Source organism: Microbacterium sp. NPDC028030, assembly GCF_040637855.1.
Classification (GTDB): domain Bacteria; phylum Actinomycetota; class Actinomycetes; order Actinomycetales; family Microbacteriaceae; genus Microbacterium.
On the sequence record NZ_JBEZXF010000004.1, the window covers coordinates 114,161 to 139,370 of the forward strand.

Here is a 25,210-nt window from a genome sequence, read left to right on the forward strand (position 1 = left end):
CTTCCCGGCAGACCTAGGACTTGATGTACGGCTTGCCGTCGGCGGCAGGAGCCTTGATCTGCCCCGCGAACCCGGCGACCGCCAGGAGCGTCACCACGTACGGGAGCATCAGCATGAACTCGCCGGGGATCGGCGTCTTCAGGATCGACAGCAGGTTCTGCAGGTTCGTCGCGAAGCCGAAGAGCAGCGCAGCGAGTGTCGCGCGGATCGGGTCCCAGCGGCCGAAGATCACGGCGGCGAGGGCGATGAAGCCGAGACCAGCCGTCATGTCCTTTCCGAACTGCGGCACCGAGACGAGCGTGAAGTACGCGCCGCCCATGCCCGCGATCGCACCGGCGAGCAGCACGTTCCAGAAACGGGTCGGGTTCACTCTGATGCCCACGGTGTCGGCTGCCTGCGGGTGCTCTCCCACGGCGCGCAGCCGCAGACCCCACCTGGTGCGGTAGAGCCCCCATGCGACTACGGCGACCGTGATGAACATCAGGTACCCGATGAACGTCTGGTTGAACAGCACAGGCCCGATGATCGGGATGTCGCTCAGCACCGGGATCTCGACACGCGGGAAGCGCACCGGTGTGTTCAGGGTCGCTTCGTTCGGCGCGAGCAGCGCACCGTAGAGGAAGCCGGTGAGACCGGTGACGAGCACGTTGAGCACGACACCGACGATGACCTGCTCGACGAGGTACTTGATCGCGAACGCGGCGAGCACGCTGGCCACGAGGACACCGCCGACCATCGCACCGAACAGACCGACGAACGGGTTCCCGGTGATGCTGGACAGCAGGGCGGCGGAGAACGCGCCGAGGAGGAGCTGGCCCTCGATCGCGACGTTGACGACTCCGGCGCGCTCGCCGATCACGCCGCCGAGGGCGCCGAAGACGAGCGGCACCGAGAGCGACACCGCGCCGAAGAGCAGGCTCGTGACCGGGACGAGTCCCCCGGCGGCCGCCCATACGAGGAACGCGAAGACGGCGAGGACGCCGTACGCGATGACCAACCACAGGGAGGGCGTGCGGTACGTCCAGGCCCGCAGGAAGGCGCCGACCGTCAGGACCACGAGGATGCCGAACACGACCCAGAAGGTCGACGCCGTCGGCAGCGCGACGTCGGGCAGCGCGAGCGCCGAGGACTGGTCGGAGAGGCGGAAGGTGCTGATGCCGTCGCGGGGAACCGCGAGGAACAGCAGGGCCAGCAGCGCGGTGGCGGCGGCGAGCACGATGGGCGCCTTGAGGTGCCGCTCCTTCACCGTGGCGAGCTGCACGGTGCCGTCTGCGGCCTGGGTCTGCACGAGCGACATCATGCCGTCACCGCCTTCTTCGCGGCCTTGGCTCTCGCCTTGGCGGCCTTCTCGGCATCGGTCTTGGGGAGGAAGAACACCGAGCGCAGCAGCGGCGGCGCGGCGATGAACAGCACGACGAGCGACTGCACCACGAGCACGATGTCGACCGGGATGTCCTGGGCCTGCATCGAGAACGAGCCCGCCTTGAGCGCGCCGAACAGGATGCCGGCGGCGAAGGTGCCCCACGCCCGGCTGCGTCCGAGGAGGGCGACGGTGATCGCGTCGAAGCCGATACCCGCGTCGATGGTCTCGGTGACACCCGTGGTGACGGCGCCCTGGATCTGGTTCATGCCGGCGAGACCGGCGAGACCGCCCGCGAAGAGCATCGCGTACACGTAGATGCGCTGGACGCTGATGCCCGCGGCACGGGCGGCGTGCGGGTTCTCCCCCACGGCGCGCATGCGCATACCGAGCGACGAGCGCTCGATGAGCCACCAGACGAACAGGGTCGCCACGATGACGATCACGAACCCGAGGTCGAGGAGCGGGAACTGCGGCCCCAGCAACGTCGGGAACTGCGCACTCTCGGGAGTCGCCGAACCGAGCGCCTGGTTCGTGCCCGGCTTCTGCAGCAGACCCGGAGTGCGGATCATCCACAGCAGCAGGTAGTACGCGATGTAGTTGAGCATGATCGTGAGGATCACCTCGTGGGCACCGGTGCGGGCCTTGATGAGTCCGGCGATGGCGCCCCACAGCGCACCGCCGGCGATACCCGCGATGAGGGTGCCCGGGATGTGCAGCCAGATGGGGAGGTCGAGCGAGAAGGTCAGCAGCGCCGCCACCGCGACGCCGATCAGCATCTGGCCTCGAGCACCGATGTTGAAGAGCCCGACACGGAAGGCCAGGGCGACGCCGAGGCCGGCTGCGATCAGCGGTGCAGCGAAGCCGAGGGTGTTCGTCAGGGGGCGGATCTGCGCCGCGAAGTCGGCCCCTCTCGCGTTGAAGATCGCACCGCGGAACAGCGCCTCATAGCCGTTGTACACGGCGTTCCAGGCGGCGACGAACGTGTCACCGGGCTGTGCGAAGAAGTAGACCGATGCCGCCTGCACGTCTTCGTTGGTGAAGGCGATGAGGATTCCGCCGACGACGAGGGCCAGCACGATCGCGAGGATCGTGGTGACGGCGTTGCCGCGGAGGATCTCCTTGAGGATGACGTTGCCGCGCGGGGGCGGCGGCACGTCGGCGGGGTCGCGGGGCACCGTGCCGGTGCTCGTCGCGAGCTCCTGCGGCGGGATCCCCTTGGTCACATCACCCGCGCCGGGCGTCGCTCCGCTCACGCGGCCACCTCACCTTCGGCCGCTCCGGCCATCATGAGTCCGAGCGTCTCCCGGGGCGTGTCGCCGGGGACGATGCCGACGATCGTGCCGCGGTACATGACCGCGATCCGATCGGCGAGAGCTGCGACCTCGTCGAGCTCGGTGGAGACGACGATCACGGGGACCCCGGCATCGCGCGTCTCGATGATGCGCTTGTGGATGAACTCGATGGATCCGACGTCGACGCCGCGGGTCGGCTGCGCCGCGACGAGCAGCCGCAGGTCGCGGCTCATCTCCCTGGCGATGACGACCTTCTGCTGGTTGCCGCCGGAGAGCGTGCCTGCGGCGGTCTCCGGTCCCTGGGTGCGGATGTCGTACTCGGTGATGCGGGCGCGCGCGAACTCGTCGAGAGCCGAACGGCGCAGCGTCCCCGCACGGCTGAACGCCGGGTCGTCCGAACGGTCGAGGATCAGGTTCTCCGCGACGGAGAAGCCGGCCACGAGCCCGTCCTCCGTGCGGTCCTCGGGGACGAAGCCGACACCGGCGTCGAGGATGGCACGCACACTCTTGCCGACGAGCTCGGTGCCGTCGAGCACGATGCTGCCCTCGACGCGGGCGGCGAGGCCGACGATGGCCTCGACCAGCTCGGTCTGCCCGTTGCCCTGGACCCCGGCGATCGCGAGGACCTCGCCGGGGCGGACTGCGAAGTCGACGCCGTCGACGACGATCGCGCCCGAGGGGGTCAGGACGCGCAGTCCCGTGACCTCGAATCCGCCCTCGCCGAGGCGCGGCGGATCCTTGTGCACCGTGAGCTCCACTGCGCGGCCGACCATGAGGGAGGCGAGCTCGGCGTTGGTCGCGGTCGGCGATGCCTCTCCGACGACGCGGCCGAGGCGGACGATCGTGATCTTGTCGGCCACTTCGCGCACCTCACGCAGCTTGTGCGTGATGAACACGATCGCCGTGCCCTCATCGCGCAGTTGGCGCATGATGTTCATCAGCTCGTCGGTCTCCTGCGGCGTGAGCACGGCGGTCGGCTCGTCGAACACGAGCACCTTGGCATCGCGCGACAGCGCCTTGATGATCTCGACGCGCTGCTGCACCCCGACCGGGAGATCTCCGACGAGCGCATCCGGATCGATGTCGAATCCGAAGCGCGCGGCGACCGAACGCACGTGCTCTCGTGCCTTCGCGATGTCGAGCGTGCCGAGCGCCTTGGTCTGCTCGTGCCCGAGCATCACGTTCTCGGCCACGGTGAAGACCGGGACGAGCATGAAGTGCTGGTGGACCATGCCGATCCCGGCCGCCATCGCGTCGCCGGGGCCGCGGAAACGCTGCACCTCGTCGTCGAGGAGGATCTCGCCCTCGTCGGCCTGATACAGCCCGTAGAGCACGTTCATCAGCGTGGACTTGCCCGCGCCGTTCTCGCCGAGGAGCGCGTGGATCTCGCCGGGTTCCACCACCAGATCGATGTGGTCGTTGGCAACGAGGCTGCCGAATCGCTTGGTGATGCCGCGAAGTTCGAGCTTCATATCTGCACCTTATCCAGAAGAGTCATCCAGGAGAATCACCGTCCGTCCACGGCACGGGGCGAGTGGCCGCCTGCTCACCACTCGCCCCGTGCTGGACCTGCGACGACTTACGGGGAGTTCGGGGACTCCACCGTGATGTCGCCCGAGATGATCTGCTCCTGGAGAGCGGTCAGCTCGTCGAGCAGACCGTCGGGCAGCTGCGACTCGAAGTCGCCGAAGCCGGAGAGCTTGACGCCCTCGTTCTCGAGCGTGCCCACGTACGGGGCCGGGTCGAACTCGCCCTTGGCTGCGGCGACGGTCGCGTCCTTCACGGCCACGTCGATCGCCTTCATGATCGAGACGAGCGTGATGTCGGCGACGCTCGGGTCCGCGACGGCCAGGTCGCTGTCGACACCCAGCATCAGGGTGTCCTTGCCGCTGTCGGCGATCGCCGCGGCAGCGCTCTGGTAGACGGGTCCGCCGACCGGGAGGATGACGTCGACGCCCTGGTCGAGCACACCCTGCGCGGTCTGCTTCGCGGTGTCGTTCGCGTCGAAGCCGCCCGTGAACGAGCCCTTCTGCGTCTCCTGGTCCCAGCCGAAGACCTCGACCGCAGCGGACTTGTCCTCGTTGTACTTCTCGACGCCGAGCTGGAAGCCGTCCATGAACACGGCGACGGACGGGATCTGCATTCCGCCGAAGGTGCCGACCTTGTTGACGCCGCTCTGCGCGGACCATGCCGCCGAGGCGTAGCCGCCGAGGTACGCGGCCTGAGCCGTGTCGAAGACCAGCGGCTTGATGTTCGGGGCGTCCACGTTGCCGTCGAAGTCGTTGTCGGCCCAGTCGTCGATGATCGCGTAGTCGATCTCGGGGTTGGCGAGAGCGGACTCGACCGTGGCTGCCGACAGCTTGAAGCCGACGGAGACGATCAGCGAGCAGCCCTCGGAGACGGCGGTCTCGAGGTTCGGCGCGTAGTCGTTGTCGTTGGCCGACTCGAACTCGAGCGGCTTGATGCCCAGCTCGTCGGCGGCCTTGTCCATGCCCTCCTTGGCGGACTGGTTGAACGACTTGTCGTTCCAGCCGCCGGCGTCGGAGATGAGGCACGGCACGAAGTCGGAGTCGACCGGCTTCTCGGAGCCCTCAGGCTTGTCGGCCGGCGCCTGGCCGCAACCGGCGAGCGCGAAGATGACGCCCGCGGCGACGGTCGCGCCGAGCAGCTTCTTGGTGGTGGAGATGGTCAACGGATGCCTCCCTCAACGAAACCGCGGCCATCGCGGATCGATCAAAGTTACCTACTGTTTCGACATTTGCGCACTCTCGCGCGGTTTGCGCTGGCCAAAGGTTACAAAGCTGAAATCAAGCCAGCCGATGAGCGTCGGAGCGTGCTCTTAAGCGCACTTGTCAGAGCACGTCTCCCCGACCGGTGAGCTTGAGCGACTCCACGACGCCCTTGACCCGTTGCGCATGCTCGACCGTGGTGACCAGGAGCGCATCCGGGGTGTCGACGACGACGATGTCCTGGACGCCGACCAGGCTGATCACGCGCGTGGTCTGGCTGACCAGGATCCCGCTCGCACCGTCGGTCAGCACCCGCGCGTTCGGTCCGAGCACCGCGAGGTCGTTCTTGCGCCCGTTGTTGATGAGCTTCGTCAGCGAGGCGAAGTCGCCGACGTCGTCCCAGTCGAAGTGCCCCGGAACGACGGCGAGGCGTCCTCGACGAGCGGCCGGCTCTGCGACCGCGTAGTCGATGGCGATCTTCTTCAGACGCGGCCAGATCCTGTCGACGGCGGGGCCACGCCGATCACGGTCGTCCCACGCCTCGGCCAGTTCGAGGAGCCCGGCGTGCAGTTCGGGCTCGTTCGCCGCGATCTCGTCCAGCAGCACGCTCGCCCTCGCGATGAACATGCCCGCGTTCCAGAGGTAGCCCCGATCGGCGATGTACTCCTTCGCGGTCTCCAGGTCGGGCTTCTCGACGAAGCTCTCCACGAGGGCGGCCTCGCGCGCACCGTCGACCACGAGCTCCTCCCCCTTCTTGATGTAGCCGAACCCGATGGCCGGCTCCGTCGGCGTGATGCCGATCGTGCAGATGTATCCCTCTCGGGCGACCTCGACGGCGTCGCGCACCGCGAACTCGAACACGCGGGTGCTGCGGATCACGTGGTCGGCGCTGAACGATCCGATGATCACGTCGGGTTCGCGGCGATGCAGGATGGCCGCGGCCAACCCGATCGCGGCCGCCGACTCGCGAGGTTCCGACTCGAGGAAGACGTTGAGGTCGGCGATGCCGGGGAGCTCCGCCTCGACGGCCGCGCGATGGGCGCGACCGGTGACGACGGCGATGCGATCCGATCCGGTGAGCGGTTCCAGACGGTCCCAGGTGTCGCGCAGGAGGGAGTGCCCCGAACCGGTGAGGTCGTGCAGGAACTTCGGCGCGTCCGCGCGGGAGAGCGGCCAGAGCCGACTGCCGATGCCACCGGCGGGAATCACTGCGTAGAAATCCTTGATGAGTTCACTCACCCTGACAGGGTAGCCGCACAGAACATCTCGACATCGAGATACTTAGGCTCCCCTTCGTCGCTCCCAGTGTTCTGACAGGAATAGGATGGAGGACGATCGGGCGTGCCTGACTTCGACAGGCTCACACTTGAACGAGAGCAGTGCACGCGACCGACGCACATCGATCAGGGAGGACGACCGTGTCCACGAGCGCTCGCTTGACACCGTCGATTTCGGAAACCACGTCCAAGACCCCCCGCGGCACCCTCTACCGAGGCCGCGAAGGCATGTGGTCGTGGGTGCTTCACCGCATCACCGGAGTCGCCATCTTCTTCTTCCTGTTGGTGCACGTGCTCGACACGGCACTGATCAGGGTCTCGCCCGAGGCGTACAACGCCGTCATCGGCACGTACAAGAACCCCATCATGGCGCTCGGCGAGGTCGTCCTCGTCGCGGGAATCGTGTTCCACGCGATGAACGGGCTGCGCATCATCGCGGTCGACTTCTGGTCCAAGGGCGCCAAGTATCAGCGGCAGCTCTTCTGGGGTGTGCTGCTGGTGTGGGGCATCATCATGGTCGGCTTCGTGCCGCGCCACCTGATGCTCGCGTTCGCCGGGTTCGGAGGGGGACACTGATGACCGCTCAGACCATCGCCGCACCGGCTCGCCGTCGCCGCGGAGTCAACCTCGAGAAGTGGGGCTGGATCTTCATGCGCGCGTCGGGCGTCGTGCTCGTCGTGCTGATCTTCGGCCACCTGTTCGTCAACCTGATGGTCGGCGAGGGCATCCACGCCCTCGACTTCGCATTCATCGCCGGCAAGTTCGCCACGCCGTTCTGGCAGTGGTGGGATGTGCTGATGCTGTGGCTCGCGCTCATCCACGGCGCCAACGGCATGCGCACGATCGTGAACGACTACGTCACGAACAACACCGCCCGCAAAGCGCTCACCTGGGCGCTCGGGCTCGCAGCCGGCCTGCTCATCATCCTCGGCACGCTCGTGGTCTTCACGTTCGACCCGTGCCTGGGTGTGACCGAGGACAGCGTCCTGTGGACCGAATGCGCCGCGCTGGTCGGGAACTGAGAAGAAGGCTAAGAAGAAGTGACTACCGAGACGCAGGATTCCGTCGTCCGTGACGGCGTGCACTACCACCAGTTCGACATCGTCATCGTGGGGGCGGGTGGCGCCGGCATGCGTGCGGCCATCGAAGCGGGCCCCGGCGCGAAGACCGCGGTGATCTCCAAGCTGTATCCGACGCGTTCGCACACCGGTGCGGCGCAGGGCGGCATGGCGGCGGCTCTCGCCAACGTCGAAGAGGACTCCTGGGAGTGGCACACCTTCGACACGGTCAAGGGCGGCGACTACCTCGTCGACCAGGACGCGGCCGAGATCCTCGCGAAGGAGGCCATCGACGCGGTCATCGACCTCGAGAACATGGGCCTCCCCTTCAACCGCACGCCCGAGGGCAAGATCGACCAGCGCCGCTTCGGCGGCCACACGGCCGAGCACGGCAAGACGCCGGTCCGCCGTGCGTGCTACGCGGCCGACCGCACCGGTCACATGATCCTGCAGACGCTGTTCCAGAACTGCGTCAAGCTCGGCATCAACTTCTTCAACGAGTTCTACGTGCTCGACCTGCTGACGGTGAAGGACGCCGACGGCAGGACTCAGGTCGCGGGCGTCGTCGCATACGACCTCTCGACCGGAGAGCTCCACGTCTTCCAGGCCAAGGCGGTCATCTTCGCCACCGGCGGCTTCGGCAAGATCTTCAAGACCACCTCGAACGCGCACACCCTCACCGGCGACGGCGTCGGCATCGTGTGGCGCAAGGGCCTTCCGCTGGAGGACCTCGAATTCTTCCAGTTCCACCCGACCGGTCTCGCCGGCCTCGGCATCCTCCTCACGGAGGGGGCGCGAGGCGAGGGAGCGATCCTGCGCAACGCCTCGGGCGAGCGCTTCATGGAGCGCTACGCCCCGACCATCAAGGACCTCGCGCCGCGTGACATCGTCGCGCGGTGCATGGTGCAGGAGGTCGCAGAGGGCCGCGGCGCCGGCCCCCACAAGGACTACGTGCTGCTGGACTGCACGCACCTGGGCGCCGAGGTGCTCGAGACCAAGCTCCCCGACATCACGGAGTTCGCCCGCACGTACCTGGGCGTCGACCCGGTCGTCGAACCGGTGCCCGTGATGCCGACCGCGCACTACGCGATGGGCGGCATCCCCACGAACAACAACGGCGAGGTGCTCGCCGACAACGACACCGTCGTGCCCGGCCTGTACGCCGCAGGTGAATGCGCGTGCGTCTCGGTGCACGGCGCCAACCGCCTCGGCACCAACTCGCTGCTGGACATCAACGTGTTCGGCAAGCGCTCGGGTCGCAACGCAGTGGAGTACGTCAAGACGGCCGAGTTCGTCCCGCTGCCGGAGAACCCCGCCGCTTTCGTCTCCGACATGCTCGAGGGCCTGCGCAACAATCAGGGCACCGAGCGCATCGCCGTGCTTCGCAAGACGCTGCAGGACGAGATGGACAAGGGCGCGCAGGTGTTCCGCACGCACGAGTCGCTCCAGCACGTGCTCGGCGTCATCGCCGAACTGCGTGAGCGCTACAAGAACGTGCACGTCGACGACAAGGGCAAGCGGTTCAACACCGACCTCCTCGAGGCCGTCGAGTTGGGCTTCCTGCTCGACATCGCCGAGGTCGTCGTCTACGCCGCGCAGAACCGCGAGGAGAGTCGCGGCGGCCACATGCGCGACGACTTCCCGAAGCGCGACGACGAGAACTACATGCAGCACACCATGGCGTACCTCACGGGCGACCCGCACTCGTCCGACCCCAGCGACCACATCAAGCTCGACTGGAAGCCCGTCGTCTTCACCAAGAACGACAAGGGCGAGTTCAACTACCCGCCGATGGAGAGGAAGTACTGAGCATGTCGAACGCCATCGCGGAAGCACCCGCGGACACGACCGAAGAGACGGGCATCCAGTCCTTCATCGTCACCTTCAACATCCGCCGCTTCGACCCCGAGGTCGACGCCGAGCCGCACTGGGTCGACTACGACGTGGAGCTCTACTCCACCGACCGCGTGCTCGACGCTCTGCACAAGATCAAGTGGGAGGTCGACGGCTCGCTGACCTTCCGCCGTTCCTGTGCGCACGGCATCTGCGGCTCGGACGCCATGCGCATCAACGGCCGCAACCGCCTCGCCTGCAAGACGCTGATCAAGGACCTCGACATCTCGAAGCCGATCTACGTCGAGGCCATCAAGGGCCTGCCACTGGAGAAGGACCTCGTCGTCGACATGGAGCCGTTCTTCGCGTCGTACCGCGAGGTGCAGCCGTTCCTCGTCGCCAGCTCCGTGCCAGAGAAGGGCAAGGAGCGCACGCAGTCGATCGCCGACCGGGAGATCTTCGACGACACCACCAAGTGCATCCTGTGCGCCGCATGCACCTCGTCGTGCCCCGTGTTCTGGACCGACGGTCAGTACTTCGGCCCGGCTGCCATCGTCAACGCGCACCGCTTCATCTTCGACTCGCGCGACGACAACGCCGCAGTGCGCCTCGACATCCTCAACGACAAGGAGGGCGTGTGGCGCTGCCGCACGACCTTCAACTGCTCCGAGGCATGCCCGCGCGGCATCGAGGTCACCAAGGCCATCGCCGAGGTCAAGCAGGCGGTCCTTCGCGGTCGCCCCTGACGCGCCGCATCAGGCACTCACGCGAACAGGCGGTTCCCCTGCGGGACCGCCTGTTCTCGCGTTCTGGCCTGTTGTCGCGGGCAGCACTGTCACCTGTGGAGGCTGCTCTCCCCCCGTCGCCGCTTGGATAAGGTGGGCAGGTGTCCGATCCCGATGGCGCCTCGAGCGAGGCCCGCCGCCTCGATGCCGCCGTCGAGCGCGCGACCGCGATCACCCGACGGACGCTCGGCCTGTTCCCGATCCGCGTCTGGCGGCACTTCCTCCAGCACAACGGCTTCCTGTTGGCGGCCGGCGTCAGCTATCAGGCTCTCTTCGCGATCTTCGCGGCGATCTACCTCGCCTTCGCGATCGCGGGGCTCTGGCTCGGCGGCAGCGAGGATGCCGTCAACGGTCTGATCGAGATCATCAACAGCTACATCCCGAACCTGATCGTCCCCGAGGGCGGCGTGGCCACCCCCGAGCAGGTGCAGGAGATCGCGGCGAACACCACCGGCGTCCTCAGCATCACCGGTGCGATCGCGCTCGGCACCGTGATCTGGACCGCCATCGGGTGGGTGACGTTCTCCCGTCGCGCGACCAGGGACATCTTCGGCCTGCCGCCCGACCGGCGCAGCTACATCATCCTGAAGGCCCGCGATCTGCTGGCCGCTCTGATCTTCGGGGTCTCCCTGATCGTCGGCTCGCTCCTCAGCTCGGCCAGCGCCACGGTGCTGCGCTGGCTCCTCAGCCTGCTCGACTGGGACTTCGGCTCCGACGGGGTCAATCTCGGCATCCGCATCGGAACGGTCGTGGTCTCGTTCGCGCTGCTGTCGTCGGCCCTGGCAGCGATGGTGCGGTTCCTCACGGGAACCTCGTTGCGCTGGCGCACCATCTGGCCCGGTGCCCTTCTGGGTGGCGGGGCGATGACCGTGCTGCAGTACGGCGCGGGCTTCCTGCTGAGCTACACGCCCTCCAATCCCCTGCTGGCCACGTTCGCGATCTTCATCGGTCTGCTGCTGTGGTTCCGCGTCAACGGCGTCGTGATGCTCGTGGCATCGTCGTGGATCGCGGTGGCCGCACAGGATCGCGATCTCCCGCTCATGCAGCAGACCGAGGCCGAGCGACGGCAGGCGGAGTACGAGGCGCTGCTGACCGCGGCACGCGTGCGTGTGCGACAGGCGCAGTCCGCCCGCGAAGACGCTCCGTGGTTCCGTGCCTGGGGTGCGAAGAGGGCGCTGCGGGCGGCGGAGAGCGATCTGGCCGACCTCGAGGCCTCCCCTCCCCCTCCGGTCGAGGCCGCGTCGCCCCTCGCGCAGCGGCTGCTCACGGAGCTCAGCCACCGGTCGTCCCGGGATGTCGGGGGCGCTCGTTAGGCTTGTGGACATGCCTCATCTGCGTATCGCCACGGTCAATGTCAACGGTATCCGAGCGGCGGCTCGCAACGGGATGAGCGCCTGGTTGGACGCTGCCGGCGTCGACATCCTCACCCTTCAGGAGGTCCGCGGGCAGGACGAGCACCTCGAGTCCGCTCTACCGGGGTGGTCGTTCGTCCATGACGAGGCGACCGCGAAGGGGCGCGCCGGAGTCGCGATCGCCAGCCGCACGCCCGCGCTCGCCTCGCGCACCGACTTCGGCCCGGAGGACTTCGACTCCAAGGGGCGCTGGATCGAGGCCGACTACCTTCTCGGCGACCAGCCGCTGACCGTCGTGAGCGCGTACGTGCACTCCGGCGAGGCCGACACCCCGAAGCAGGACGAGAAGTGGAAGTTCCTCGATGCGTTCGGCACCCGCCTCGGCGAACTCGGTTCCGACGGCGCCCTCGCGCTCGTGACCGGCGACCTCAACGTCGGGCACCGAGAACTCGACATCAAGAACTGGCGAGGCAACCGTAAGAAGGCCGGCTTCCTCCCCCGAGAACGTGCCTATTTCGACCGGTTCCTCGGCGAGTCCGGCGCGGAGGTCACCGCGGTCGACGGCACGATCGGCACGGGCCTGGGCTGGGTCGACGTCGGACGTCGGTTCCACGGCGAGATCGATGGCCCCTACACCTGGTGGTCGATGCGCGGGCAGGCGTTCGACAACGACTCCGGCTGGCGCATCGACTATCACCTCGCGACGCCCGCTCTTGCGGAGCGCGTCGAGACCTACCACGTCGCCCGCGCGGCGGCATACGATCAGCGGTGGAGCGACCACGCTCCTGTGGTCGTCGACTACCGCTACTGAGCGCTCGCCAGGGGATCGGGCTCGGTGTCCGGGTACCGATACCACCCGCGGTATCCAGAACCGTGCCCAGCAGCGGATTCCTGGCCCTCATCGACACCGTGCGACGCCCGTGCGCCTCATCCCAGCCGTCGACGAGGTCCACGTGCACGCCGAGGATGCCGCGCAGGGCGATCCGGCGCCTGCCCAGTCGCAACGCGACCGCGAGCGTGCGCATGCGGAGGGCTCCCTCCGGCGTGACCGAACACTCCTCGAGCATCTCCACGCGCCCGCGGGCCCCGAGCGCGTTGTGGACGACACCGGGCTTCGCGGTCGCCGTGAGCCGGTCGACGACGTGCTGCGTCCCCTTCGCGAAGCGGAACTCGCGCCTCGTGTGGAGAATGGGTCGGCCCGAGCCGGAGAACGCAGTGGTGGTGCGGATCCGGAACGGCACGTCGCGCGCGAACCGCGTGACGCACAGCCCAGGGCCGACGATGGGTGCCGCGAGCGCCATGAGCCCGCGGAGTCGGCTGCCGGCGACGACGAAGACGCCCTCCGCGTGATCGTCGTCGGCCGTCGCCCGCAGCTGCACGAGGATCTCCGGACGGAGTCGGTCGGCCTGCGCCCCCAGCGCCTCGAGGAAGACCGCGCCCCGAGCGGTCATGCCCGGTGTCCTCGAGCGCGTGAGATCATGCGCCCATCGTAGAGCGCACGCACGCACCCCATAGGATTGATGCTGTGACGAAACCCCGCCTCTACTCCGGAATGCAGCCCTCCGCCGACTCTCTTCAGATCGGCAACTACATCGGCGCGCTGCTCCAGTGGCGAGATCTGCAGAACTCCTACGACGCGTATTTCTCGGTCGTCGACCTGCACGCCCTCACCGTCGCGCAGGATCCGGCGGAGCTGCGCGAGAAGACGCGCCGCACGGCCGCACAGTACATCGCCGCGGGCATCGAGCCCTCGCTGTCGACACTGTACGTGCAGTCGCACGTCCGCGCCCACGCCGAGCTCGCATGGATCCTCAGCACGCTCACCGGGTTCGGCGAGGCCGGCCGCATGACACAGTTCAAGGACAAGTCGAGCCGATACGGCGCCGATGCCACCAGCGTCGGACTGTTCACCTACCCGGTACTCATGGCCGCCGACATCCTGCTCTACCAGACCGACGTCGTCCCGGTCGGCGACGATCAGAAGCAGCACGTGGAGCTGACGCGCGACCTCGCGGAGCGGTTCAACTCCCGCTTCGGCGAGACCTTCACGGTGCCGATGCCGGTCATCCAGAAGGAGACCGCCCGCATCTACGACCTGCAGAACCCGACGGCCAAGATGTCGAAGTCGGCCGAGAGCGACGCCGGCGTGCTGTGGATGCTCGACGATCCGGCGAAGTCGGCGAAGAAGATCATGCGTGCCGTCACCGACAACGAGGGGTCGGTGCGCTTCGACCGGGAGAACAAGCCCGGGGTCTCGAACCTGCTGACGATCTACGCCGCGCTCTCCGGGCGTCAGGTCGCGGCGATCGAAGACGAGTATGCGGGACGCGGCTACGGCGACTTCAAGAAGGGCCTCGCCGAGGTCGTGGTGAACGAGTTCGAACCTGTGCGCGCCCGCGCCCTCGAGCTGCTCGACGATCCCGCGGAACTCGACCGCATCCTCGCCGAGAACGCCAGCCGCGCTGACGCCGTCGCCGACGAGACGCTGTCCAACGTGTACGACCGCGTGGGGCTGCTCCGCCGCGTCTGAGCCGCGCCCTAGGATGGGGGCGTGACAGATCCGCAGCTGCCTTCCCCGTCCGGTGCCGAGAACCCCGACTCGTTCGTGCCACCCGCGGGATCGGGGGCCTCCCCCGCGGAGGCACCGTCCGGCGCGTTCCCGCCGCCCGCAGCAGCGCCCGCGTATCCGGCAGCACCTCCCGCCTACTCCGCAGCGCCGCCTGCCTACGCGGCGGCTCCTCCATCTCCGACGGCTGCTCCCCCCTCTCCGCCGACGCCTCCGTACGCGCCCGCGCAGGGTGCGCCGGCCGCCCCTCCCGGTGCGTATCAGGTCCCCGTCGGCGGATATGCCGCTCCGGCCGACGCCTACTCCGTGCCGGAGACCGCCCCGCGTCCGTCGGCGTACCTCGGGATGCTCGCGCTGATCCTCGCCCTGGTCGCCGCCGTGGTGCCGGCGATCGTGGTCGGCATCAGCGCCTTCGAGATCGGACGCGTCCTGCCCCAGGGCGTCTCGACGACCACCACCGAAGACCTCAGCGTCCTCGCGCCCGCGCGGGATCAGGTACTGTGGGCCGAGCTCTCGTTCTGGGCGGGGACGATCCTCGGTATCGCGGCCATCGTGGTCGGGATACTCGCGATCGCCAAGAAGCGGGGTCGCGGCGCGGGGATCGCCGCACTCGTCATCGCCGTGGTCGGCGCCGTGATCTTCTTCATCGTGCTGGTGTCTGCACTCGCTGCAGGCAGCGCCGTCGGCTTCTCCAGCTATCCGGCCTGATCGCGCCGGGCTGCTCGACCGGGCGCGCCCGCATCATCGTGGAGCGTGGTGCTTCTGCTGCGCCGCGAGCAGCCCTTCCCCGACGAGCAGTTCCACCGCGTCTGCGGCGTCGGCGATGAGGATCGGCAGGTTGGGCCGCTCTTCCTTGCCGAACGGTGACAGCACCCAGTCCGCCGGGTCCTGACGACCGACGGGGCGTCCGACGCCCACCCGCACACGGGGGAAGTCCGCCGCGCCGAGGGCACGCGCGACATCGCGCACGCCGTTGTGCCCGCCGTGTCCGCCCCCGGTCTTGAGCTTGATGGTGTCGAACGGAATGTCGAGCTCGTCGTGCACGACCACGACCTGCTCGACGGGGACCGAGTAGAACCGCGCCAGGGCCGCCACCGGGGTGCCGGAGACGTTCATGAAGGTGTTGGGCTTCGCCAGGACGAGCTTGTCCGCACCTGGTCGCAGCCACGTCTCGACGACGCGTGCCCCGCCCTTGTGCTCGCGGAAAGCCTCGTTCCGGCGCGCAGCGATCTCGTCGACCACCATCTGACCGACGTTGTGACGGGTGTTCTCATACCGCGGGCCGGGGTTGCCGAGCCCGACCACGAGCCAGGTCGATGCCAATGTCCTCGTCCTCTCCCTGCGCGGGCGAACGCCTCGCTCAGGATACGACAGAGGGGACGCGATCGGATCGCGTCCCCTCTGTGATGAATCAGTCGGAGATCACTCCGCGGCAGCCTCTTCGGCGACCTCGGCGGTCTCACCCTCGGCCACGGTCTCGTCCTCGTCCTCGACCGGAGCGGCCGGGACGGAGATGGCGACGACGAGCACCTCGGGGTCGGAGAGCAAGGTGGAACCCTTGGGGAGCACCACGTCGGCGGCCGTGATGTGCGCGCCCTCTTCGAGTCCCTCGACCGAGACCTCGATGTTCTGCGGGATGTGCGTGGCCTCGGCCTCGATGGACAGCGTGGTCGCGTCGAGGTTCGCGATGGTGCCCGCTGCGGACTCGCCCGTGACGACGATCGGGACGTCGATCGCGACCTTCTCGCCCTTCTTCACGACGAGCAGGTCGATGTGCTCGATGATCTGGTGCACGGGGTCCTTCTGGACGTCCTTCACCAGGGCGAGCTGGGACTTGCCCTCGATGTCGAGCTCCAGCAGCGCGTTGGCGCGACGGATGATGAGCGAGACCTGGTGACCGGGCAGTGCCACGTGCACGGGCTCGGTGCCGTGACCGTAGATGACGGCGGGGATCTTGCCGGCGGCGCGGAGGCGGCGGGCGAAGCCCTTGCCGAAGCTCTCACGGAGCTCGGCGTGGACCTTGGTGTCTTCAGACATGGGGTTCTCCTTCGGGGCACGCAGCGAAGGCGCCGCGCGGTGGTCTTGGAATTGTGGAACTCGAACGCGGACGCGTGAGGAAAGCCACCGGGCTTGCTTCGCCGCGTCGATAACGGATGAACGCGCACGCGCAGAAGCATCCCTCGCCGAGGTACAGCCTCAATGGTACCGGATGACCCGGTAGGCTGAGGACACCGGTCCTTTTCTGCAGAACACGGAGAACCCCCATGCTCGACGGCGCCTTTTTCTCGCACGCACTGCTGTGGCTGATCGGCGCCATGAGCGTGTGCGCCGTCGTGGGCAGCCTCGGCGCCCTCTTCGCCATGGGCCGTTCGGGCTACCGCAAGGACTGATCTGCGCGTCAGGCCGCTGACGACCGCACGGCGTCGCGGATGACCCGCACTTCTTCGTCGAGGCCGAGCGATGCCTGGACCTGGACGCCCGTCTCCCCGGCCTGCAACGACTCGAGAGCGTCCAGCTGGGAGTCCAGCAGCGATGCCGGCATGAAGTGCGCCTCCCGGGCATTCAACCGCTGCGTCAGCGTGGCCCGATCGACGACGAGTTCCGCGAAGAACACGTCAGGCGCCTCCGCGCGGATCGCGTCACGATACCTCCGCCTCAGCGCAGAGCAGGCGACGACGATGAGATCCTCGCTGCGAAGCGTCGCGCCGACGGTCCGGAGCCAGGGCATCCTGTCGTCGTCATCGAGCGGGATGCCGGCGCTCATCTTGTCGACGTTGGTCAGCGGGTGCAGGTCGTCGCCGTCGACGAAGCGCGCGCCGATGAGTTCGGCCAGCGCGCTGCCGACGGTGGACTTGCCGCTGCCGCTCGGGCCCATCACCACGATGCGCAGGCTCAATAGAACTCCACGGTGTCGACGACGGCGCGGAGTTCCTGTCCGTCGAGCAGGCGCGTCGCGTTGTCGGCGAACCGGCGGGCGATCCGCTCCTCCTCTTTCGAACTGAGCGCGGCGGTGTGCGGGCTCACCAGCACGTTCGGGTGCGTCCACAGCGGAGACGCCGGATCGAGGGGCTCCTGCTCGAAGACGTCGAGCGCCGCGAAGGCCACGCGTCCGTCATCCAGCGCCGGGAGCAAGGCCGCCTCGTCGATCACGCTGCCGCGCCCCACGTTCGTGAGGATGACGCCAGGCCGCACCGCGGCGAGCACGTCCGCACCGATGAGGTGACGCGTCTGGGCGGTCTCTGGGAGCGTCACGACGATCGCATCGACGTTCCGGACCGCATCGACGAGCTCATCGAGTGGCACGAGGCGGTCGACGCCATCGACGGGCTGCCCGGAGCGGGTCGTACCCCAGACCTCTGCACCGAGCGCGTGGAAGCGGCGTGCGCATTCGGACCCGATGCCGCCGAGGCCGACGATCAGGACCGTCATCTCGTCGACCTGGCGCATCTCCCAGCGCTCGGGCCAGGTGCGTGCGCGCTGGTCTGCCAGAAGACGCGGCAACCCCTTCGCTCCGGCGAGCACCGAGAAGACGGCGAACTCGGCGAGGGTGCCTCCGTGCACACCGGCACTCGTGGTGAACACGATCCGGTCCAGTGCCTCGCGATCGAGGTCCGCCGCCTTGATCGAACTACCTCCTCCGGCCGCCGTCGTCATGACCCACCTCAGACGAGGGTTCGCGGCGACGGTTCGGGCGAGGGCGGCGGGATCCACGTCCGGGATGCCGAACAGGACGTCGGCGGAGTCGACCATCGACTCGAAAGCCTCCTGCTGCGAGGGGCTGCGGACGAACGCGGGATCGCCGGTCCAGTCGGCGGGGCCGCGCATCGGCGGCATCACGGAGTGGTCGCGGACGACCTCGAGACGCGGTTCACGCTCTTCGATGAGCCGGCACAGCTCTTCGGGAAGGGGAACGGCCACGACCGCTCGCACCTTGGTCTCGGGCTCTGTCATCGGGACTCCCTCCGCGCACGGCACTGATCCGACCAGCGTAGAGGGCACAGCCCGCCTGACCGAACTCGCCGCCACGTCCGACGAGGGTCGCCTCGTGACACAGGTGAGCGCCGACCTCCCGTACAGCGATACGCTGAAACCACCCCTTCTTCACGATCGAGGAGCCTTCTGTGCCCGAAGCATCAGCGAACATCGGAGTCGTCGGACTCGCCGTCATGGGATCGAACCTCGCCCGCAACCTCGCCAGCCGCGAGGGCAATACGGTGGCGATCTTCAACCGCAGCTACGAGAAGACCCAGACGCTCCTCGACGAGCACCCCGAGGCCGGGTTCGTCCCGGCTCACACCTACCAGGAGTTCGCCGACTCGCTGCAGAAGCCGCGCACCGCGATCATCATGGTCAAGGCCGGCGGTCCGACCGACGCCGTGATCGATGCACTCGTCGAGGTGTTCGAGCCGGGCGACATCATCGTCGACGGCGGCAACGCGTACTTCCCCGACACGATCCGCCGCGAGAAGGCCGTCCGCGAGACGGGCATCAACTTCGTCGGCGCCGGCATCTCCGGCGGCGAGGAGGGTGCCCTCACCGGACCCTCGATCATGCCCGGCGGCTCCGACGAGTCGTGGATCACGCTCGGCCCGATCCTGAAGTCCATCGCCGCGGTCGCCGAGGGTGAGCCCTGCGTCACGCACGTGGGACACGACGGCGCCGGCCACTTCGTCAAGATGGTGCACAACGGCATCGAGTACGCCGACATGCAGCTCATCGCCGAGGCCTACGACCTGATCCGCCGCGGCACGGGCAAGTCGCCCGCCGAGATCGCGGAGATCTTCGCCGAGTGGAACAAGGGCGAGCTCGAGTCGTATCTGATCGAGATCACGGCCGAGGTGCTCCGCCAGGTGGACGCCTCGACCGGCAAGCCCCTCGTCGACGTGATCCTCGACCAGGCCGGGGCCAAGGGCACGGGCGCCTGGACCGTGCAGACCGCGCTCTCGCTCGGCGTCCCCGTCTCCGGCATCGCCGAGGCGACCTTCGCCCGCTCGCTCTCGTCGCACCCCGAGCAGCGCGCCGTCGCCGGCGGCCTCCCCGGGCCCGACGAGGAGTTCACGGTCGCAGCAGACGACACCGAGCAGTTCATCGAGGATGTCCGTCTGGCGCTGTACGCCTCGAAGATCGTCGCGTACTCGCAGGGCTTCGACGAGATCCGTGCCGGTGCGGACGAGTACGGCTGGAACATCGACCTCGGGGCGATCTCGAAGATCTGGCGCGGCGGCTGCATCATCCGTGCGCAGTTCCTCAACCGCATCGCCGACGCCTACGCCGCGACCCCCGACCTGCCGGTGCTGATGACCGCTCCGTACTTCGCCGAGGCGTTCACCCGCGCACAGGCGTCGTGGCGCCGGGTCGTCGTCTCCGCCGCCCAGGCCGGTATCCCGGCCCCCGCGTTCTCGTCGTCGCTGTCGTACTACGACGGCATCCGCGCCGACCGCCTGCCCGCCGCGCTCGTGCAGGGTCAGCGTGACTTCTTCGGCGCGCACACCTACAAGCGCATCGACAAGGAGGGCACCTTCCACACGCTGTGGTCGGGCGACCGCACCGAGATCGAGGCGGAAGACACGCACTGACCTCATTCCGTCGAAGGGCCGGGTACCGCGAGGCACCCGGCCCTTCGTGCGTCACACGAGGATGTTGTGATTGCGGCGGAAGAGGTTCTGCGGATCCCACACGGCCTTGGTCGCACGCAACCGGGTGAGCGCCGCCGGCGAGAACATGCCCGCAACCGCCTCGGGTCGTTCGGTGTCGGCGAAGTTGCCGTACTCCGCGAGTCGGCCGGCGCGGATCGCCTCACCGTCCGCCTCGATCGCGGAGCGTGTGGCGTCGTCGAGCATTCCGGGGATGTCGAACGCACCGGCCATCACGAACCAGTTCGCGGTGCGCGCGGGAAACGCGGTGTCCTCCTGCGCGACGTCGTGGAACGCCCCGCCCAGCGACCGCAGGAAGACGACGGAGGCCGGATACGCGCGACGGAAGGCGACGAGCCGCTCGATGAGCTCGTCGTCGAGGTCGGCGTAGAGGCCGTTGCCGCCGATGAAGCCGGGAGGCGCGGGAGCATCGTCGCCGTCCGGCTGCGGCATCTCCATCAGCACATCTCGGTATGCCGGTGTCGTGATCTCAGTCTGCACCCCGTCGAGTGCGGTGATCGGAGCCAGCACCGCGCGCAGCCGATCGGGCTCCGGCGCTGCCCAGACGGCGCTCAGTCGCGCCCCCGCCGGAGCGCTCGGATCCATCGGAGGGACGTCCATGTACGTCACCGTGAGCTCTCGAGGGGCATCGCGGAGCAGGTCCCGCGTGGTGCGCAGGACCTCCGCGGCATCGCCGTCGATGACGTTCTCGGCGAAGGCGATGCCCGGCAACGGGTGCGCGGCGAAGTCGAAGCGGGTGACCACGCCGAAGTTGCCTCCGCCGCCGCGCAGCGCCCAGAAGAGCTCAGGGTTCGCCTCGGAAGACGCCTCGACGACGTCGCCCGATGCCGTGACCACCTGCGCGCCGACCAGCTGATCGACGGCGAGACCCCAGGACCGCACCATCCATCCGACGCCGCCGCCGAGCGTGAGACCACCGACACCGACCGATGCGGTGTCGCCGGAGCTGAGCGCGAGGCCGTGCATGGCGAGCGCCGTGGCGACGTCGCCCCATACCGCGCCGCCGCCGATGTGCACGATCGTCCCGTCGACCTCGATGCCGGACAGCTCGCCGAGTTCGAGACGGAGGCCGTCGGCGGGGGCGTGCGACCACGGGCCGTGTCCGCCGGCGACCACGGTCAAGGGGACGGCCTCGCGGGAGGCTCGTCGCACGACGTCGACGACTTCTTCGACGGTACGGGGACGGTGGACGGAGGGGCGGGGAGGAACAGAAGCATCGATGCTGTCAGCCATGCCGACACTGTAGCCACGGGTGCCGACATCGCGCACCGGTCCCGCCCCCGGCCCGCCCTATGGCGTGATGTCCTGCACCACGCCCCTCGCGAGACGCAGCCGTCGGGTCGCGCGTCGCGCGACCGCGGAGTCGTGCGTCACCACGATGATGGTGATCCCCTCGGCGGACAGCGACTCGAGCAGCATCAGGATCTCGTCACGCATGCTCTCGTCGAGGTTGCCGGTCGGCTCGTCGGCGAGGAGGACGCGCGGTCGCTTCACGATGGCCCTGGCGATCGCGACACGCTGCTGCTGACCGCCGGACAGCTCGGAGGGCAGGTGTGCGCCACGGTCCTCCAGGCCGACGTGGGCGAGTGCCTCGGCGACCCTCGTGCGGCGTTCCGTCTTCTCGAGCCGGAGCGGCTCGAGCGCCATATCGACGTTCTCCGCCGCGGTGAGCGTCGGCACCAGGTTGAACCCCTGGAAGACGAACCCGATCTCCGCAGCCCTGATCCGACCGAGCTCCTTCGCCGACGCCGACGCGAGCTCCCTGCCCTCGAGCAGGAGCGAGCCGGTCGAGGGCGTGTCGAGTGCGCCGAGGAGCTGCAGCAGCGTCGACTTCCCCCCTCCCGTCGGACCCTGGATCGTGACGAACTCCCCGGGCATGATGTCCAGATCGACGCCGGTCAGCGCCTTCACGATGCGGTCCTTCTGGGTGTACGTCCTGGTGACGGCCGTGAGGCGATAGAGAGCTGGCTCTTCCGCGATGCCCGGCTCCGTCTGCTCGAGGTCTGCCATGGTCATGTTCTTCTCCTTGTGGTGGGATTCGTGTTCTGTCGGGCTTCCGCGGGCGGCGTAGCGCTCACGCGATCGATCGCAGGGCTTCTGCGGGGCTGAGACGGGCGGCGCGCCAGCCGCCGAACGCTCCGGCGATGAGACCACCCAGCACGGCGAGGCCCACGGCCGACACCAGCACCCAGGGGGTGAACGGCGCCTGGAGCACGATGTCGGCCGCCGGAGCCTGGAGCATCCCCCCGCCGCCGGTCGGCCCTGCGCCCATGCCGCCGGGTGACATCTCCCCACCCCCGACGCTCGCCGCGACCGTTGGTCGGAGGACGTTGATCAGCACGATGCCCGCGATGCCCAGCACGAGACCCGCGGCTCCGCCGATCAGCCCCTGCACCATCGACTCCCCGGCCACCTGGCGCACGACCCTGCCGTTCGACCAGCCGATCGCCTTGAGCGTGCCGAACTCCCTGGTGCGGCGTCCGACGCCGGACAGCGTGAGCAGCACGGACAGCAGCACGGCGACGGCGAGCACGATGATCGACAGCCACGTTCCGAGGTTCGTGATCAGCGTGCTCGCGCTCGAGAGGGAGCCCGAGACGGTCGACGCGAGGTCGGACTGCGAGGTGACGGTCGCGTCTGGCAGCTCCGCAGCGAGCGACGCGCTCACCTCGTCGATCGTGGCGGCGGAATCCGCCTGCACATAGACGGTGGAGATGACGTCCCCGACCCCGGCAAGAGTCTGCGCAGTGCTCAGCGGCACATAGACATTCGCCGCGGTGTCCGCGCTGTCCGCGGTGGATGCGAGGAGCCCGACGACCTCGACATCCGATCCACCCACGTCGACGACGTCTCCCACGGCGATCTCGTTCGTCGAGGCGTACGTGCTGTCGACGAGGGCGACGAGGGCATCGCTGTCCTCCGCGTCGAACCCGCGTCCCTCCGTCACCTCGGTCGAGGCGAGCGGCCCGATCGCGGTGGTCGTCGGGTCGATCCCGAGCACCGAGAACGAGTCCACGCCGAAGGAGCCTCCGCCGCCCTGTCCACCGTCGGGCGGAGCCTGCCCGTCTTCCGGACCTGCCGGCTGTCCGTCGCCCTGCTGCGCGAATCCGCCGCTGGGCACCTCTCCGGAGAACGTGGAGTTGGTGAGACTCAAGGCTGCCGATGCGGCGGCGACGCCGTCGGTGGCGGCGACCGTGTCGAGCACCGAGGAGTCGAGGGTGCTGCGGAGGAAGTCGGTCCGCAGCATCGACTGCGCGAGCGTCGTCGTCTCGCCGTCGGTCTCCCCCGCGTCCGCGTCGAACTCGAAACGCGGCCCGTCGCCCTGGCCGGGCTCGGTGGCCGCGCCCGTCACGGTGAGATCGGTGCCGACGCCGTACACCGATTCCAGCGCCTGCGTCTGCGCGTCGCGCACGCCCGTCGTCAACGCGTTCACAACGATCACGAGCGCGATCGCCACCGCCAGTCCGATCGCCACGATCACCGTCTGCTTCTTGCGGCCGGCGAGTTCGCGCCGCAGGTATCTTCCGTACATCTCTCTCCTTCCGCCGCGGCCATCGCGGGGGTGAGATCGACGTTAGGAAGCGCGCATATGCGAGATCGAGGGCGCAGTGATGAGAAGCCTATGCATCGCGGCGCAGCCGCGTCAGACCTCGCGCACGGCTTTCGCGAACAGCCGGGCGCGGACGGCGAGTGCGCCCAGGTCTCCGCCGGATGTCGCCGCGTCGCCGACGAGAGGCCCCCCGACGCCGACGCCGAACGCGCCCGCCGCGAAGTACGCGCGCACCGTGTCGACGCTCACCCCTCCGACAGGGATGATCCGCGCGTCGGGGAACGGATCGCGGATGGCGCGGATGAAGCCGGGGCCGAGTGCGGACGCCGGGAACAGCTTGACCGCGGCGCTGCCGGCATCGTGCCCTCGCTGGATCTCCGTCGGCGTGTAGACGCCGGGGAGGACGCCGATCCCCTGTGCGACCGCGTACTCGACCGAGGGGCTGAGCGTTGGCGTCACCAGGAACTGCGCCCCCGCGGCGAGCGCCCGCTCGACATCGGCCTCGTCCAGCACGGTGCCTGCACCGATCAGCGCCTCGGCTGGAGCGTCGCGAGCGACCTGCGCGATCGCCTCTTCGGCATCCGGCAGCGTGAGCGCGATCTCGAGCGTCGGGATGCCCTCGCCGATGAGCGTCAGTGCCGCCGCGACCGTGGCGTCGACATCGGTCCCCCGGAGGATGGCGACGATCCTGGTGGCGCTCAGCCGTTCCCTGAGCTGCGCATTGTCGACGATGCTCATCGCGCCACATCCCGCCGCGAGTCCGCGCCGGGGCTCGGCGCCGCACCGCCCCACGGCCACGCCGGAGCGCCGCCGACGTCGACCCGGACCCCCAGCAGCGCGCCATCCGCATCACCGGGCTCCGCGAGCCCGATGCTCGCGGTCGTGATCACGAGCATCGTGTCGACGAGAGCGACCGCGGTCGGGCGTCTCGCGGGAAGAACGACGGTCTCGACAAGCTCCCCGTCCGGTGAGTAGCGGCGCACTTCGGCGGCGTCCCACACCGCGACCCACAGCATGCCGTCGAGGTCGACCGTCATCCCGTCGGGGTTGCCGCCGTCGACCCGGCACACCGTGCGACGGTTCGAGAGCGAGCCGTCTCCGGCCACGTCGAACGCCTCGATGCTGCGGTTCGGGAGCGTGTCGATGTAGTACAGGGTCGACCCCGTGCGGTCGAAGGCGAGTCCGTTCGACACCGTCACCCCGCCCAGACGTGCGACCGCGGTGCCGTCGGGCTCGATGCTCCAGAGCGTGCAGTGCGGGTCTCGGGGCATCGACTGGCTTCCCACCCAGAACCGACCGGACGGATCGCCTCCACCATCGTTCATGTAGTCGCCGGGAGCGGCGATGTCGCCCGTGAGCGGTAACACGACGCCGTCGTCGCTCACGTGCACCACCCGACGGTCCACCCCGACCGCCCATCCCGTTCCCGGCTGCGCGAGCGGGATCGGCGCACCGATCTGTGCGCCGACGACGACCGCGGAGTCCGGCACGACCCGTCCGTCGACGAGTCGGCCGCGGTGGAGAGACCCGGTGGCCATGTCGATCCAGGCGAGGCTGCCGTCGCGGCCATCCCATCGCGGCGATTCGGCCTGGACGTATCGGGCGTCGGAGAGGATCTCGACGGTTCGCGCGGTCGTCGGGTGCGACATCGGGGACTTCCTTAGCTGGTAGCTCGTAACCGTTATGTGGCAGACTATCTCACAATATGCATATCACTTGCGAGAAATTTGGGCACACGATGAAGAAGCAGG

At 68.6% G+C, this 25,210-nt stretch carries 24 protein-coding genes and 1 pseudogene; 10 read left to right on the forward strand and 15 right to left on the reverse strand.

Features of this window, described 5'->3' with window-relative positions; all coding sequences use genetic code 11:
• Nucleotides 1-13: 13 nt before the first annotated feature.
• From AB0E56_RS18650 to AB0E56_RS18670, 5 genes are all read right to left on the reverse strand, one after another.
• Nucleotides 14-1,300, reverse strand: a complete 1,287-nt coding sequence (locus AB0E56_RS18650; protein ID WP_359801478.1) for an ABC transporter permease — start codon at nt 1,298-1,300, stop codon at nt 14-16.
• Nucleotides 1,297-2,616: an ABC transporter permease gene (locus tag AB0E56_RS18655; RefSeq protein ID WP_359801480.1), complete on the reverse strand. Its 1,320-nt coding sequence runs from the start codon at nt 2,614-2,616 to the stop codon at nt 1,297-1,299. Before AB0E56_RS18655 ends, AB0E56_RS18650 begins: the two co-directional genes overlap by 4 nt.
• Nucleotides 2,613-4,127: an ABC transporter ATP-binding protein gene (locus AB0E56_RS18660; RefSeq protein ID WP_359801482.1), complete on the reverse strand. Its 1,515-nt coding sequence runs from the start codon at nt 4,125-4,127 to the stop codon at nt 2,613-2,615. Before AB0E56_RS18660 ends, AB0E56_RS18655 begins: the two co-directional genes overlap by 4 nt.
• 107 nt (nt 4,128-4,234) lie before the next feature.
• On the reverse strand, nt 4,235-5,347 hold the full coding sequence (locus tag AB0E56_RS18665; protein WP_359801484.1) for a BMP family ABC transporter substrate-binding protein: 1,113 nt from the start codon (nt 5,345-5,347) through the stop codon (nt 4,235-4,237).
• A 160-nt stretch (nt 5,348-5,507) separates the two neighbouring features.
• Entirely contained in the window at nt 5,508-6,623 is a 1,116-nt protein-coding gene (locus AB0E56_RS18670) for a mannose-1-phosphate guanylyltransferase (protein ID WP_359801487.1), read from the reverse strand.
• A gap of 179 nt (nt 6,624-6,802) precedes the next feature.
• Between AB0E56_RS18670 and sdhC the strand changes: the two genes are divergently transcribed.
• The 6 genes from sdhC to AB0E56_RS18700 all read left to right on the forward strand — a co-directional run bounded on the left by sdhC (nt 6,803) and on the right by AB0E56_RS18700 (nt 12,500).
• A complete protein-coding gene (sdhC, locus tag AB0E56_RS18675) occupies nt 6,803-7,237 on the forward strand; it encodes a succinate dehydrogenase, cytochrome b556 subunit (protein WP_359801489.1) in 435 nt (144 codons plus the stop codon).
• On the forward strand, nt 7,237-7,683 hold the full coding sequence (locus AB0E56_RS18680; RefSeq protein ID WP_183150461.1) for a succinate dehydrogenase hydrophobic membrane anchor subunit: 447 nt from the start codon (nt 7,237-7,239) through the stop codon (nt 7,681-7,683). Before sdhC ends, AB0E56_RS18680 begins: the two co-directional genes overlap by 1 nt.
• Nucleotides 7,684-7,701: 18 nt before the next feature.
• Nucleotides 7,702-9,528 carry a succinate dehydrogenase flavoprotein subunit gene (gene sdhA, locus AB0E56_RS18685; protein WP_359801491.1) on the forward strand — a complete coding sequence of 609 codons (1,827 nt, stop codon included), beginning with the start codon at nt 7,702-7,704 and terminating at the stop codon, nt 9,526-9,528.
• 2 nt (nt 9,529-9,530) lie between these two features.
• Nucleotides 9,531-10,298: a succinate dehydrogenase iron-sulfur subunit gene (locus AB0E56_RS18690; RefSeq protein ID WP_359801493.1), complete on the forward strand. Its 768-nt coding sequence runs from the start codon at nt 9,531-9,533 to the stop codon at nt 10,296-10,298.
• A 140-nt stretch (nt 10,299-10,438) separates the two neighbouring features.
• Nucleotides 10,439-11,650, forward strand: a complete 1,212-nt coding sequence (locus AB0E56_RS18695; protein ID WP_359801494.1) for a YihY/virulence factor BrkB family protein — start codon at nt 10,439-10,441, stop codon at nt 11,648-11,650.
• Between the two features lie 10 nt (nt 11,651-11,660).
• Entirely contained in the window at nt 11,661-12,500 is an 840-nt protein-coding gene (locus AB0E56_RS18700) for an exodeoxyribonuclease III (RefSeq protein WP_359801495.1), read from the forward strand.
• A 115-nt stretch (nt 12,501-12,615) separates the two neighbouring features.
• Here AB0E56_RS18700 and AB0E56_RS18705 read toward each other — a convergent pair.
• Nucleotides 12,616-13,140 (reverse strand): annotated as a pseudogene (locus tag AB0E56_RS18705) (DUF4166 domain-containing protein); the annotation flags it as partial.
• Between the two features lie 74 nt (nt 13,141-13,214).
• Between AB0E56_RS18705 and trpS the strand changes: the two are divergent.
• Complete coding sequence (gene trpS / locus AB0E56_RS18710; RefSeq protein ID WP_359801496.1) at nt 13,215-14,219, forward strand: tryptophan--tRNA ligase; 1,005 nt, start codon at nt 13,215-13,217, stop codon at nt 14,217-14,219.
• Between the two features lie 21 nt (nt 14,220-14,240).
• Nucleotides 14,241-14,963 (forward strand): hypothetical protein, encoded by a 723-nt coding sequence (locus AB0E56_RS18715; RefSeq protein ID WP_359801497.1) that lies wholly within the window; start codon nt 14,241-14,243, stop codon nt 14,961-14,963.
• A 33-nt stretch (nt 14,964-14,996) separates the two neighbouring features.
• Here the strand turns inward: AB0E56_RS18715 and pth are convergent, their stop codons facing one another.
• The gene (pth, locus tag AB0E56_RS18720) at nt 14,997-15,578 is read right to left on the reverse strand and encodes an aminoacyl-tRNA hydrolase (RefSeq protein ID WP_359801500.1); all 582 of its coding nucleotides are present in this window, start codon (nt 15,576-15,578) and stop codon (nt 14,997-14,999) included.
• A 99-nt stretch (nt 15,579-15,677) separates the two neighbouring features.
• Nucleotides 15,678-16,292 carry a 50S ribosomal protein L25/general stress protein Ctc gene (locus AB0E56_RS18725; RefSeq protein WP_359801502.1) on the reverse strand — a complete coding sequence of 205 codons (615 nt, stop codon included), beginning with the start codon at nt 16,290-16,292 and terminating at the stop codon, nt 15,678-15,680.
• Nucleotides 16,293-16,519: 227 nt separating this feature from the next.
• Here AB0E56_RS18725 and AB0E56_RS18730 point away from each other — a divergent pair, with 227 nt between their 5' ends.
• Nucleotides 16,520-16,645, forward strand: a complete 126-nt coding sequence (locus AB0E56_RS18730) for a hypothetical protein (protein ID WP_258566847.1) — start codon at nt 16,520-16,522, stop codon at nt 16,643-16,645.
• 8 nt (nt 16,646-16,653) lie between these two features.
• Here AB0E56_RS18730 and AB0E56_RS18735 read toward each other — a convergent pair whose 3' ends face one another.
• On the reverse strand, nt 16,654-17,151 hold the full coding sequence (locus AB0E56_RS18735) for a gluconokinase (RefSeq protein ID WP_359801503.1): 498 nt from the start codon (nt 17,149-17,151) through the stop codon (nt 16,654-16,656).
• Nucleotides 17,148-18,206 carry a D-2-hydroxyacid dehydrogenase gene (locus tag AB0E56_RS18740; protein ID WP_359801506.1) on the reverse strand — a complete coding sequence of 353 codons (1,059 nt, stop codon included), beginning with the start codon at nt 18,204-18,206 and terminating at the stop codon, nt 17,148-17,150. Before AB0E56_RS18740 ends, AB0E56_RS18735 begins: the two co-directional genes overlap by 4 nt.
• Before the next feature lie 170 nt (nt 18,207-18,376).
• On the opposite strand from AB0E56_RS18740, the gene gndA reads away from it, so the two are divergent.
• Entirely contained in the window at nt 18,377-19,831 is a 1,455-nt protein-coding gene (gene gndA / locus AB0E56_RS18745; RefSeq protein ID WP_359801508.1) for an NADP-dependent phosphogluconate dehydrogenase, read from the forward strand.
• 51 nt (nt 19,832-19,882) lie between these two features.
• Here the strand turns inward: gndA and AB0E56_RS18750 are convergent, their stop codons facing one another.
• From AB0E56_RS18750 to AB0E56_RS18770, 5 genes are all read right to left on the reverse strand, one after another.
• Nucleotides 19,883-21,142 carry an FAD-binding protein gene (locus tag AB0E56_RS18750; RefSeq protein WP_359801509.1) on the reverse strand — a complete coding sequence of 420 codons (1,260 nt, stop codon included), beginning with the start codon at nt 21,140-21,142 and terminating at the stop codon, nt 19,883-19,885.
• A 57-nt stretch (nt 21,143-21,199) separates the two neighbouring features.
• On the reverse strand, nt 21,200-21,925 hold the full coding sequence (locus tag AB0E56_RS18755; protein ID WP_359801511.1) for an ABC transporter ATP-binding protein: 726 nt from the start codon (nt 21,923-21,925) through the stop codon (nt 21,200-21,202).
• A 58-nt stretch (nt 21,926-21,983) separates the two neighbouring features.
• Nucleotides 21,984-23,441, reverse strand: a complete 1,458-nt coding sequence (locus AB0E56_RS18760; RefSeq protein WP_359801513.1) for an ABC transporter permease — start codon at nt 23,439-23,441, stop codon at nt 21,984-21,986.
• A gap of 111 nt (nt 23,442-23,552) precedes the next feature.
• Nucleotides 23,553-24,197: a bifunctional 4-hydroxy-2-oxoglutarate aldolase/2-dehydro-3-deoxy-phosphogluconate aldolase gene (locus AB0E56_RS18765; RefSeq protein ID WP_359801515.1), complete on the reverse strand. Its 645-nt coding sequence runs from the start codon at nt 24,195-24,197 to the stop codon at nt 23,553-23,555.
• Nucleotides 24,194-25,108 carry an SMP-30/gluconolactonase/LRE family protein gene (locus AB0E56_RS18770; protein ID WP_359801517.1) on the reverse strand — a complete coding sequence of 305 codons (915 nt, stop codon included), beginning with the start codon at nt 25,106-25,108 and terminating at the stop codon, nt 24,194-24,196. Before AB0E56_RS18770 ends, AB0E56_RS18765 begins: the two co-directional genes overlap by 4 nt.
• Nucleotides 25,109-25,210: the final 102 nt, after the last annotated feature.